Source organism: Paenibacillus sp. CB74, assembly GCF_055687625.1.
In genome coordinates, this window is sequence record NZ_JBVMUS010000002.1 from 165,694 (window position 1) to 178,438 (window position 12,745).

15 protein-coding genes are annotated in these 12,745 nt (G+C 36.7%); 3 read left to right on the forward strand and 12 right to left on the reverse strand.

What is annotated here, in order from left to right; genetic code table 11:
* Positions 1-4: 4 nt before the first annotated feature.
* From ACX9NY_RS31065 to ACX9NY_RS31120, 12 genes are all read right to left on the reverse strand, one after another.
* Positions 5-520 (reverse strand): AbrB/MazE/SpoVT family DNA-binding domain-containing protein, encoded by a 516-nt coding sequence (locus tag ACX9NY_RS31065; RefSeq protein WP_472480167.1) that lies wholly within the window; start codon positions 518-520, stop codon positions 5-7.
* 735 nt (positions 521-1,255) lie between these two features.
* On the reverse strand, positions 1,256-1,576 hold the full coding sequence (locus ACX9NY_RS31070) for a hypothetical protein (RefSeq protein ID WP_472480169.1): 321 nt from the start codon (positions 1,574-1,576) through the stop codon (positions 1,256-1,258).
* Between the two features lie 178 nt (positions 1,577-1,754).
* Positions 1,755-3,062, reverse strand: coding sequence for a hypothetical protein (locus tag ACX9NY_RS31075; protein WP_472480171.1), 1,308 nt, complete (start codon positions 3,060-3,062; stop codon positions 1,755-1,757).
* A gap of 292 nt (positions 3,063-3,354) precedes the next feature.
* A complete protein-coding gene (locus tag ACX9NY_RS31080; RefSeq protein ID WP_472480173.1) occupies positions 3,355-3,903 on the reverse strand; it encodes an endonuclease NucS domain-containing protein in 549 nt (182 codons plus the stop codon).
* A gap of 228 nt (positions 3,904-4,131) precedes the next feature.
* Positions 4,132-5,028 carry an SMEK domain-containing protein gene (locus ACX9NY_RS31085; protein ID WP_472480175.1) on the reverse strand — a complete coding sequence of 299 codons (897 nt, stop codon included), beginning with the start codon at positions 5,026-5,028 and terminating at the stop codon, positions 4,132-4,134.
* A 62-nt stretch (positions 5,029-5,090) separates the two neighbouring features.
* Entirely contained in the window at positions 5,091-5,813 is a 723-nt protein-coding gene (locus tag ACX9NY_RS31090; RefSeq protein WP_472480177.1) for a stalk domain-containing protein, read from the reverse strand.
* 361 nt (positions 5,814-6,174) lie between these two features.
* Positions 6,175-6,900: a helix-turn-helix domain-containing protein gene (locus ACX9NY_RS31095; protein WP_472480179.1), complete on the reverse strand. Its 726-nt coding sequence runs from the start codon at positions 6,898-6,900 to the stop codon at positions 6,175-6,177.
* A gap of 259 nt (positions 6,901-7,159) precedes the next feature.
* Positions 7,160-7,495 (reverse strand): hypothetical protein, encoded by a 336-nt coding sequence (locus ACX9NY_RS31100; protein ID WP_472480181.1) that lies wholly within the window; start codon positions 7,493-7,495, stop codon positions 7,160-7,162.
* Between the two features lie 92 nt (positions 7,496-7,587).
* A complete protein-coding gene (locus tag ACX9NY_RS31105; protein WP_472480183.1) occupies positions 7,588-8,118 on the reverse strand; it encodes a hypothetical protein in 531 nt (176 codons plus the stop codon).
* Positions 8,119-8,201: 83 nt separating this feature from the next.
* Positions 8,202-8,588 carry a hypothetical protein gene (locus ACX9NY_RS31110; RefSeq protein ID WP_472480185.1) on the reverse strand — a complete coding sequence of 129 codons (387 nt, stop codon included), beginning with the start codon at positions 8,586-8,588 and terminating at the stop codon, positions 8,202-8,204.
* Between the two features lie 46 nt (positions 8,589-8,634).
* Positions 8,635-9,930: an RES family NAD+ phosphorylase gene (locus ACX9NY_RS31115; RefSeq protein ID WP_472480187.1), complete on the reverse strand. Its 1,296-nt coding sequence runs from the start codon at positions 9,928-9,930 to the stop codon at positions 8,635-8,637.
* 50 nt (positions 9,931-9,980) lie between these two features.
* Positions 9,981-10,574: a hypothetical protein gene (locus tag ACX9NY_RS31120; protein ID WP_472480189.1), complete on the reverse strand. Its 594-nt coding sequence runs from the start codon at positions 10,572-10,574 to the stop codon at positions 9,981-9,983.
* Between the two features lie 521 nt (positions 10,575-11,095).
* Between ACX9NY_RS31120 and ACX9NY_RS31125 the strand changes: the two genes are divergently transcribed.
* The 3 genes from ACX9NY_RS31125 to ACX9NY_RS31135 all read left to right on the forward strand — a co-directional run bounded on the left by ACX9NY_RS31125 (position 11,096) and on the right by ACX9NY_RS31135 (position 12,450).
* On the forward strand, positions 11,096-11,686 hold the full coding sequence (locus ACX9NY_RS31125; protein ID WP_472480191.1) for a hypothetical protein: 591 nt from the start codon (positions 11,096-11,098) through the stop codon (positions 11,684-11,686).
* Positions 11,687-11,747: 61 nt separating this feature from the next.
* On the forward strand, positions 11,748-12,095 hold the full coding sequence (locus tag ACX9NY_RS31130) for a hypothetical protein (RefSeq protein ID WP_472480192.1): 348 nt from the start codon (positions 11,748-11,750) through the stop codon (positions 12,093-12,095).
* Positions 12,096-12,210: 115 nt separating this feature from the next.
* The gene (locus ACX9NY_RS31135; RefSeq protein WP_472480194.1) at positions 12,211-12,450 is read left to right on the forward strand and encodes a hypothetical protein; all 240 of its coding nucleotides are present in this window, start codon (positions 12,211-12,213) and stop codon (positions 12,448-12,450) included.
* The last annotated feature ends 295 nt before the right edge of the window (positions 12,451-12,745 follow it).

The following is a 12,745-nucleotide window of genomic DNA, read 5'->3' on the forward strand; positions in this document are numbered from 1 at the left end:
CACGTCAAAGAAGTTTTTTTAGCTGGGATACGCGGCCTTGACTGATACCCATTCTCTCGGCAGTTTCTTGTTGTGAAAGATAAGGATGATGTTCAATAATTTCTTTTAACTGTATAAGTTTTATGGCAGTTTTTTTACTGAGTTTAGAGTATTCGTCCTTCTCTATATTTTTTGTTTCGTAATTAGATCCATTGTTTTCATAAAAATTAGGGCTTGAATGTTTTGAGGATGCCGATGAATTTACTGGCTGAATGGGGAATTGTTGAGGATTGTCAGATGGTTGCTTTAATTCTTGGGAACACGCCGGGCATATGAATTGCTCCTTAAAGTAAATATCTGTACCTGGATCACCGCAAAACACACACATTGTTGATTTGTACTTTCTTAATATCAACTCTTGTCCTTCAATGAAAAACTCAAGTGGATCACCAATATGAATATCCATGGTCTCCCTCATTTCTTTAGGAAGTACAATACGTCCAAGTCGATCCAATGCTCTCTTCATACCTGTTCGTTTCATCAAAACACCCCCTGCGAATAATAGCTTTCAACTCAATTATTATTGTAAATAAGGATAATCCGTTTTACAATAAATTTACTTTAAAGCTTTTGAAGACAAAATAATCAGAATTTGTTTATCTCAACAAAGCGCGCACCTTAAGATTGCCATCGTCGATCTCTATGATGTATGTATGTATCCAAACCGTATCATTCAAAACAGAATCCGAATACAAATCAAACCACCTGGATCTCAACTTGTATAGATGAAAGAGGTATTAATAATGAACAAGATCAAGAAAATCTTACTGTGGCTGCTTAATGCAGATATTGTTACTTTCGAAGGTAAGACATACATCAGGAAGGAAGTAACGGTAGGACTCTTCCAGTTCAGTAGAAGAGAGACTCTCCTGTTTAAAATAAATAAAGTCGCAAAAAGCGACTTATAAAGGTGATATATATTTTACTCCCCAAAATAAAAAATTTTTATCATTCTTACGAGTAAATTTTAGAACGTTACAATAAGACAGCATATTTATCTGAATGAAGATTTCATCATTTCTCTTTTCGCATCGTCTCTAGCTTTTTGATATTCCTTCACTTTATCTCGACAACTGTCTAAAAATTCATCATGTTCAATTCCTATCGCTGGAAGGATGATGTGTTTGTTTCCATATACCACCTTGCTCTCTATTAATTCTGTTAAGTATTTTTTGTCAGTGTGAGTGCAAAATGTTTTGTAGCTGTATTGAGTGATTCAAAACTTTTTAAACAATTCCCAAACAGCTTTCTTTGTGTGGGGGACATCACTAAAAATTGCAAGCCATCTAGTTAAATATTCTTTACGCATATATTCGTTACATTGCTTAATGATTTGGTCATTAAACTCTTTAAACTCTGTTTCTTTCTTCTTAAATAAGCTATAAAGCTTCTTATCAACCCAACATGTGGAATACTCTGACATACCTGAATCTATATATTCATAAACGTACTTAGTAAAATTTTTTCTACATTCATCACATTGTATTCTTGTGCTATATTCAAATCGATTCCAGTCATCTGACCAAGTAGTGTTCAATTGAATCCCTTCCCTCATTTGCACGGCTCACGAGTTTCACTACTTTCCCAGCTCATTTTCTAAACATTCCCTCTCTATTTTAAGATTGTATAAAAACTTTATTTAGGTACTCATAAATTAAATCAGAAACACTGACTCTTACTACTGTTAACTCCTATTATATTGAATTAATACTTCATTAAGTTATCAGTGCAATTTCAATTAATACCTCCCTTAATTCCCATGGGAGATTTCTATGTTCACTTAACTTCCCCATTACTGAACGGGCTTTAGCTCGGATTAAATCAAGGTCTTCTCTACTCATTTGTGACTTGAGATTTTTAATGATTTCTACTAGGTCTTTGGCCATCGTTACATCCATATTTTCATTGATTAGCTCCAAAACGGTTTGAGCCGAAGAAGAAGGAGTATTGGCTAGCCCATTCAAATAAAATCCATTAATAGTGTCTAAAGCGGCTGTCGCCTGAAAATTATCGCCTAATGAGATTGCTGCTTCAGTTTCGGTTTGAGGTATTTCATATTCATTTTCAAATGCTGCACTTAGCTGATTCAACGTATCAATCATGACCTGATCTTCATTCTCATCCCACCATTGAAACTCATCCATATCTGCAGATAACGTAGTCACTTGATCCAGTGACAATGTGGACCTGTGAACATGATAACCGAATTTTTTGGAATACGGGATTAACCGCTGAATCCATGCTAAGCCTTCATTGGGATTGACGTAAGCTAGGCTATAGATATTAAGATCCGGATCAAGTTTCTTGATACTTGATGTTCTAAATAATTCACGATGCACAAACTCCTCCCCAAAGGTATCATAGTACTCCTGAATAAAGTTACTCCACATTCGATCTTTTGAGCTTGTTACCCTCATTTGATTTTCCGCCAAATAGAGCGTGATCATGGAATGCTCGGGGTGCGCAGCAATCCACGAAGAGTCTATAAAATAAAATGGAGTGAATCCAAATTCTTTGTATGTATTCGTCCTTTTGTTAATGTAATTCCGGTAAATGTCGTCTTGCTTCTTTCCAGTCACGTAATCAATAGCCCACTGTCGGCCGTCTGGAAATGTTATAATAAAATCAGGCACTATTTTTAGTAATGTCCGATACATGTAACCATCTTCAACGGTAATTCCTTTAATTTTTAACTGCCCTTCCAGATAAACTTTTAAAATAATACGTCCGACAGTATGAATTTCCTTTGTCTCATAGTTATTAACACGCTTGATATACGATTTATAATTATCTGCACTCGGGCAGCGTTCTCCTTGATGACGAAAATGTGGAGAACCTTTGCGTAATACCATGGTTACTTCTTGATCGCAACACTTACATCTAAATCCATGCTTATCAGAATGTATTCGATAATTCTCCTCAAGGGTATCAATAGCGGAATCTATTGAATGTCCATTACTCCTTAATTTTGACCATTCCTTTAGAATATCAATGTCTTGATTAGCTAACATGGCTATTTCCATTTCAGATCCTCTCCCTTATAAGGTCAAATAGTGTATGTATGATAAATGATTCAATCCAATAAACTGCTATAAATAGCTTGTTAGTCGATCCGACAACCCGTCTCGTTGATTTTAATTACAATCCCTATACCAAACACTCCGAATCGGTTAAACAGCTTAATAACGCTTCTGAGCCTTTTGACAGGTATCGATTATACTATCTTTTCTTCCAGTAACCTCTATCATTAGACTGCTGCTTCAAACGAATCTTATCTTCAAATAACTTGTTAATTAACCCCCCATCTTCTTCTAATTATTGAACACGCAATTCATCAATCAGATATTTATCCTCTTTAGTTTTATACGTTTGGATCTTCCACCAGATTTCGTATCTCCAAAAATGAATTCCACTCAAATCGGACTCTAATAAACCAGGAGTATATCCTGAAGCTAGAACAATTAACATACTATCAGGCCCGTATTTCTCCCTCAATTCTTTGTTATATTGCTGAAATTGTCTAAGCTCGGCCTTGTTTGCTAACTTTTTGATTTCAACCCCCACATAACGATTGTTCCGATCTACTGCTAATATGTCAATCCTGCCTTTTACTAGGGTTGATTCAATCTCCACTAGTGTAGATGAGAACAACTTTTTCATTTTCTTCGCAACATGATCCCGGATCTCATTATGCGTAATATTTCTCAATTGATTTTTGTATCGATACTTTTCCCCGCTAGATCTAACACTTCTCTCTGCCTGTTTAAGCATCTCTCTACCAATAGATTCGAAATTAATTGGATTTTCTTTCTCATACTGAGCTACCTCATCCATAAACGAACACTCATCATCCGCTTTTGACATGCCTAATCCTCCTTAGGAATGATACAGAATCTAATCACCAAAATAGAAATAAAGGCCGGCTTAAGACCGACCTCCATTTCTTGATGTAACGAGCTGTGTTCCACACTCAGTACCCCTAGTGTTATATTAACCTTCTGTTTAGTGTCCGGTACCATGATTATTCAACGATCTCACCCCTACTTATTTAGGTATATAGACCAACCATTCGTGTTAATCTTACGGCCGTAGTCAATCGCTCACTGGGGGTTTGACAATAAAATTATTTAAGATAGGTTGAAGTACTCGTACTAGATCTCTGTATTCATCTCTCCTCATATGGAAAAGGTCATCATACGAGTTGAGTTTTCTAAATTGATTATAGATTTCTATTAGTTTCCTTGTATAACCGGACGGATGCTTAATTAGTAACTGCTCATGTTTGTCATAAACAGTTGTTTTCAGTCTCATAAAGGTCAACATAAAGAAGAACTTTTCTGAACCAAATACTTCTGGCGTAATTAGGTTAAGAACATCTCTAAATCTCAATTCCACATCTTTAGTCCTGATTACTTGCTTAAACAAAGTTGAATAATTAGTAGTAAGTTCATCAGTAATAATGAGTTTTATCTGATCATCAATATTGTTGTTTCCAGACATTTCAGATTCCAGCAAATCAACAATTTCTTTAAGTTCATCTATTTCTTTGCTGAGTATATCTCGCGATAAATCCGTGAAGTCTTTGATATTCCTTTTGTAATCAAAGGAAAATGTATCATACTGCAGTTCCTTCCTATACTTTTTCCTAGTACCCAGCATAAATAGATAGATCTCGTCAAAACTACTATAAAGACCATTTATGTCATAAGTGTTTAGTGTTTCCTCTATCTTTTTCACGTCAACGGTTGAACTTACCTGGTAGCAAATACGTGAATCGTAATCCCCCAAGTCCACAGCTGGAAAATTAACTTTTATCTGATTCAGATTCACCAATCTCAGACCATAAGTTCTGTTCAGTATGGGAACCAGGAAGTCCTCACAGTATTTATTGATGTCGGTTAGAGTGTTCACATTATTAAGTTCAACATAGTTTTTAAGCCATCCAATACAGGAGAGGACACGTCTAGTTAAATCTTCTCGTTTCAACACGTTTGTTTTATACCTGCCTTTGAACTCGAGAGAGTGTTATTTAAAGTTTGATCTAATGTTGGCTACTTCGTAAAAAAGCCATCAAATAGACCTAAAGCAGACATCTCGGAACCATCACCATTTGATACTTGAATTTTCATTTTAGAAGCGTTCTTTAAATTAACATTGATTTCAGTAGGTGGATCTCCAGCTTTAAATTTATGCGAATAAGCTTCCTTCCCGTCTAAAGTAATTGTGAGTGTAAGCGTATCGAGTGAATTTTTGAATCTTTCAAATAATCCTGCTGTAGCTTTGAATTCGCTATATTGACCATTGAGATAATATTCGTCGTAAATCCAATTGTCCCGATTGGATGAAAAGCGATATGTATGATAGTTAGAATACTCATTTCCGATGTTATCTGTAACAGTCGGTCCACCATAGACAACTTCAAAGGTATTATAGATCCCCAGTGCAGATTGAGTATTCATCGGTTTGATATCTTTCCCAGGATATATTATTTTTTCCCCATGGTCCTCTCCGATCAGCACCGTCTTATTCTTAGCATCCCATTTCACAGGCTGTCCAAGTGCATTACTCATAAAAGCCAAAGGTACAAATGTACTCCCATTGTATAAAAAGGGTTTTAGATCGCCTTTGGGCATTTTAGATATGTGATCCACCTTAATGTCATTGACACTATAGAAGACTTCAATCATTTTTCCACCAGCAGCATACGCCGTTGCGCCAGTGACCACCGTGCCAATGGCCATTCCGATAATTAGTCCTTTAAGTTTGTCTTTCATGTTACCTCCCAGGGTATAATTCGTATTTGTGAGCTTTTTACTATAACGATATTTATATCGGCTAATTTCTTCCTTTAGTTTACATTATACAATTTCTCTAATAAATAGAATAAGGACCCCCTAAAAGGAGGCCCTTCAAGTACAATTACCATTAGGTAACGACGGTTTCGTATAAACGATCAGAGGATCGCCACAACCAACATCGTTGGCAGGGAATATAGATAAGACTTCTTGCAAGAGCAATAGTAACCAAGTATTCTGTTCGTGTCAAGGGAGGGTATTCTTTTGTTAACACTCCTGCAGCTTGCTCAATGTTGCTAATTGAGAAGTAAGCATCTCAACCTGCGCCTCAAGTTAATCCTCATTTTTTCTGGACAAACATTTCTTCAATTCGCCGTGAAGTTAGATGATGTTCAATGATCGAATATACTTCTCTTTCAGAAAGCAATTCACCGTCGATCGAAAACAGTCTAGTTGTATCAGTTAACTCAATGACTTCTTTGGGAACGTGTTCAGAATCAGAGTATTCTGATTGAGTGAACTCTTCTATTTTTTTAAGTAGAACGGCTCGAAAGCCCTCTGCAAAGCCTCTCGATACAGAATAAAACATCCGTGTTGATTCTCTTCGAGCAATGTAAGTATATGTTTCTTCTTTTACTGAAGCCGTATCTCTCAAGTGCTCTTGTGCTTTCTCTAACCTGTACTTAACCCCGTTCAGAATCTCCCCTTTTATTAGCTTTAGTGGCCCATTAAAAAAACGTGTTTGGAGCTTGCTATCGTCATTTTTCAGGAGATAGGTGAAGATAGAAACCACTGATTCAAACAATTTCTTGTCTATCTTTTCTTGTTCAAGTATTATTCCGAGATCCTCATCCGTTCGTGGCTTGGATCTAGTGAGTAGTTCCCTATAGTCCAAGTTAAGTGCTATTGCAAGAATCATAAGAGTCTCGTCATTGGGGCGAATCTTTGAAGCCTCTGCTCTGCTTATAAGTGCTTGGGAAAGTAGAGTGTAATTGGCTAAATTTTCTTGTGTCCTGAAATTTGCCTGCTTTCTGCTTTCTTTGAGATATACACCAATATTAGTCATTAGCCCTCCGTATTCACGTAATATACAGCATATTATAATGCATAATTTGACTATACAGTACGGCAATACGCTTGTCAAACTTATATAAATCAGGTAAACACACAAAAAAGCCAACTACTAGAGCTGGCATAAGTAAATGAATTTATAGAAATATCAAATGAGGGTTGATTAATTCCAACCCAGTGTAAGTTAGTATAGATTAGCAGCTCACTACCAGAGGTCATAGAGAGCTACTGTCTTACGATTATTAATCCCTAAGTCAGTATACAATGTGAACCCTTCCATCGTGATACACCTGCACGTCCTGTGATGACATCGCAAACTCTATTCCTGTCAAGCATCCTGATGCCTCTAACTCCTTGATACCCGCTTCCCATACCGGTCGATTGTGGATTAGCGTGTAAAAATATATTTTATCCGCACCCTCGCCTTCACTGCTTTGTAATATAAAATCCTCAGCAAAAAGACCCTTGAAGAATGTTCGCACTTCATCATGTGAAGTAAACCGAGGGAGATCTGCTTCAAATTTTCTAGTTAGCATTTTATAGCTGACCCCTTGTTTATAATATGAATCCAGGTCCTCTTTAGCAATCACTGTGCTTACCCTCCTCCTTGAAGCAGCCTAAGTTATCAAGTAACATGGCACCCCAATATCTCTAATCCGTAAACTTAATCACATGATACACGTCAAGCTGTCTCATCATATCCAAGTTCATGTAGAATGCTCTCAGCCAGATGAAACTGCCGTTCTACGGATTCCTTCGATTTCTTCGCAAACGATACAGCACTCTTGGATACTTTTTCGATTAATGCCTTGCCATCTTCCTTACTAATAGTAACTTGATCACCGGCGCGGGACTTAACATCAACAATGCACATAAAAAAGACTCTCATCGCATAGTCTTCAGGTGCAAGGAAATAAAACAAGTGTGGCACATTTTTTAAGAGACGTGCTGCCCAGTTTGTGATCTCTCTGATTTGGTAAACTTCCCTCGGATCATGTTCCCACCCATCAAATAAGATTCTCACTTGCCCCATATTCTTTCTCCGTCCGAATCTTTCAAACTCTCTCACGTAACGTTCCACTCGCCCTTTGATTACATCCTCACGTGCCACTCCTAGAATTAGAACATCAGCAGCAGTAACAGTGAGTCCTTCAGTTGTTGCCACATATTCTACAGTAGGCAACCCTAGTTTATTAATAAGATCATCGTTCAAGACAAACACCCTTCCTTCTAATCCATAATTAACCGATCTGCAGAGTATTATGGTTCACTCTACATGTACAGATGTCTATAATATCAACCGTTCTTATCCATTGAAATCTCACGCTCAATACGCTTTGCTAAATCTGTGATGTATCTAAGCTGCCCATTACCTAAAGCACCATAATACTTGGCATGCTTGCTAACAGAGGAAACGGCTAGTTTCAATTGTTCAATCCCATAATCCCTTTTGATGCCGTTTAAGTAGTACTCGGTCGCTTTATTTTTCATTGTTCGAGTATATGCACTTCCTGCCATCATGTCAGCGAAATTACCAATGTAATCCTTCGCTGAGCTTTGCCTCATTCCCGAGAGTTGTTCAATTTCCTTCAAAGCATCTACTATGGCCATCTGATTATGATACACCATCTTAGCATGATCATACGAAACTTCTATCATAACGTCCGTTATTATTTTAGGCATTTCAACTGGCTCCTATTTATGTTGGATTGAAACACGACTTTTCAACTTATTTTGTTACAAAACGTGTACCTGCATATTTAAACCAGTCAGTTAAATAATCAAAGAAAACATAATTAGGACTATCTTGTTTGTATATACTCTTATATTTAATCGCCTTGATTCCCTTCAGCTCACAACACTGGGCTAGAAAATTGGGGACTAAATATTCCCTTTTATTTTTGGATTTGGATTCAAACATACAATATCTGAACAAATTTAGGTCGGGATGTTTCGTTAAATCGATGACTTTGAACTTAGCGTTACACTCCAACTCCATGATGTCATAGGTGGTCACAGAGGTTTGCTTCATTTCTGCCATTGAAACTTCCGGATCTTCTGTTAGGTATAGGAACCCTCGCCCCTCTGCATTAAACCGGCCTTGAGAACTTACTCCTGCTGGTGCTTCCCACATATCCATTTCAGACCATGCCATTTCCCCAGGTAATCTCGTTCGACATCTGTACATAATGAATCCTTTCACATCAGTGATCTCGGACATCTCATCTATTGAATTGAGAATGTGTCTCCCTACACGATGTTCCAGAGCGAGCATTGGAAGTCTTTGAAGTCTTCCAACGAAGTCAACCATTTCCTCTTCCGAAATTTCTAATAATGTATTTAAACCAAATGCCCGTTTTAACTGCTCAACAGGCATCTTATCATTGTGTCTTCTCAAAAATAGTGAGGGTTGTTCCTCGTTAACGCTACTTCTAATGGTCTCATAAGAGTATTCCTTGTTTTTAAAAGCATCCATAAACGAGGCAAACTCACGATTTGCAGCAATGATACTCTCTCTGGCTAATTGAAAAGAAAATTCTCCTACATCAAAGATTGAAAAACTCTCGTCACCTGGCCCCCAACTTGTATTCAGGAGTGAGCGCAGGGGGTCATCTATTTTTATAACATTATTATCTCCGCCAATAATCGAAAAAGATTCACCAAACAGGTTTTTTTCCGAAAGTTCGTTAGCGAATAAACTTGACCCACTACTTATGGACTCGATTGCAGAAAACGGCTGATTTGAACCATCGAATCCAACTTTTACGTTCCAATGATTTTCAGTTAGACTCCTGAAATTATCTAATGGACCAACTTGATTCATTATCCCACCAATAGTATCCATACCATCAATAACTGAGCTCAAGCTATCTGGTAATAGATCAACTGGGGTAATGATTTTTTTAGATATCTGGCTATCAATCAAACGGTTGTTGGCCGAATGAGAAGTTAGGGTGGGAAGATGTCCTGGATCGCCCTCATATTGCTCTTGTTCTAATATATTTTTTTCTGAAGGTTTGGGCATAGTTTATTTCCTCTCATGATTCCATTTTGTTATATCTCCAGTTCTAAGCTTCAAGTTTTTGACTGTAGATATTTTGATTTATACTTTGCTGCCCCAAAATAAAAATCATAATTGACTCGTGGCAAAAAATTCAAGGTATATTGGTCTGCATCTTTCAGCCCTAACCAAGTAGTTTTGTTATCATAAGGATCAACACCCAACCTGATTGTGTCATACTTTCTGAGTGAAGGTTCAAGGTAGTTAGTTATGTATTGCTCATATGTCTCACACAACGGTAGATCATCTTTATGTCTTTCATACATCTCCTCATATGCTTTAAAAAAACGCTGTCCGTCATGTTGAAGAAAAAACAAAAACTCTAAGCATACTTCCCCCGCAGGTGGAAAATACACAAGTATTTCATCTATGGGCAGTTGCTCATAATTGAAATGAAATGCGGGATTGCTCTCTTTCACTTCTGATAAATTTGTGCTGAGAAACAATTTTTCGTAATCCTGCTCTTGCTCATACAGCTCCTCCGAGATTTTATTGTGAATCTCAAGCATATCGGAAGCAACGATTCTCATAACCCCGTGTGAAATCTTATCACCCTTACTATAACGTGATAGGGTTTCTAAGGTAGATTTTATTTGTCGTAAATGCATACCATAATTCCTCCTCCTGGGAAATTTTTATAAACCATGTACTTCAAGAAACTTTCAAAAATCTACGCCACCCTTATGGCCCAAAATTATTCATGTGCTGATCAAATTTATCCCAATGACATAGTTTACAGTATTATATTCTCAAGATTGGATGATCCATCACATAAAATCCCTTCATGATATATGTCTCAACTAAATTATATCTTATCCATATGTTCATATTGAATCTTTTCTTTATGAATTCACTGAAAAGGCTTAGGACCGTTAATGACTCAATAACCAGTTCACCTTTTGACGAGCCAACTGTTTTTGGATTTTATTTCAAAATGAATGATCCATGTACACTCGTCAGGAGCATTTATAAAGAATGAATACGGAGTTTTAAATTTTTTCAAAAATATTTACCAAACCTTTCCACTAATGCGGTGTTTATATATATATAACTGAAAATATCATGACTATTTCGCATATATTGGATATATTGTATAAGTAAATCCAAATAAATCCTAAGGAGCTGCCGCATGAATAAGAAAATGATCCTTTGCCTTGTTTTACTATGCACTTTTGCAATTGGCTGTGAGTCTAATTCAACTGAAGTAAAGAATGAACCATCAATAAGTAACGTGGTAGACAATGATACGAAGGGTAAAGATGTTTTCAGCTACGAACAATACACAACGTTAATACAAGACTTTGCCGAGAAGGTCCAGATCCCAAACTATGAAATTAAAAATACCCCTCTCATCAAAAGCCTCGTCCTCGTAGAAGAGGAACTAACTTTTGATAAAAAACAGTCCTTAACTTTGGAAGGTAACAAAACAGATATGCGACCCACTCAGCAAATTCTTATGTATGAAAATAAAGATCAATCTACCCAGATTCAGATTAGAATAGGTTTCACAAAAAATTATCTGGATGAGGACTTAGTTATTTGGGATTCATCTAAGGGATTCGAGGAAACTAATACAGAACTGTCTAGCAAAACCGATGTTGCAACATATCTCTACAAGAATCTTGTTATTTCAATTCTTGTAAATACGGAAAAGGATGCAAGTATCCCTACAATGAGGAATGCAATGCACGAAATAGTGGATTTCTTAAACAAACATTGACATATTTAATATATTATAGTAAATTTTGATAGAAAGAAAAAACACGAAAGTAGGTATCTAAATGAAAAAGAAGACTTTTATGAAATTGTCTATCCTTTCAATCCTATCTCTTACGTTGTTGACACCACAAGCAGCTTTTGCTCAAGATGGAATTCCCGCCGAAATACAAAAGAAAATTGATGAGAACATTTCACAAAGTGAGTTTAAAATTCCGGAGAACAGAGCCTGGGAAACAGATATGAATGGAAACACAGTAGAAGTTACACCATTAAGTAAGCGCATTCAAACCATGGCCCCTCCCAATGATGGTTATATCTATTCCTTTGAGAAATATGACCCAAACAGTGTCGCTAAAAACTGGCGTTATCAGAATATGGGGACATTCCGTGTAGCAAATACTAGTCTGTGATACAACAGCAACATATACACAACAATCGACCAATACAGCTACTTGGAATGTAACAAGCAGTATTAAGAATTCTGCACAACTAAAAGTTGGTTTCTTGGCTGGTACGAGTCTTGAGATGGGAATTCAACTTTCAGATGCCAAAACATATTCATCCGGTAAGACCTATGGTGTATCAAAAACCATCCCAGGTAATACAACTATTTATATGACCAATTACGCGGTAGGCGTAAATACGGCTGGTAATCTGGTTTATAAAAAATATGCTCCAGGTGGTACTTCTCAAGTGGGAATTTACACTGAGCAAGTCGGTGGAACAGTTGTAAGTGTTCCGGATGTTAACATTGAAATACACTAAGGAAATTTCATTTTTATAACCAGGATCACAATGCAAGGCCGACTCTTTTCTTTTAGAGTTGGCCTTTTGTTTATGCGTTTTTTTCCATAGGTAATTTAATTGCTGATACCGAATATTAAGTGCATTGGAATATGTTGAATAATGTAAACGATATAATGATGTAAGGGTATTCAAAAACTACCTTTTATCTCTTTCGGAATAATGGTAAAATATATATATATTAAATGGATTCTTCAATTTATTCTAAAGGAAATAACTGAAATGGATGTGGTTGAGCCTTGAGTCCGAATAAATT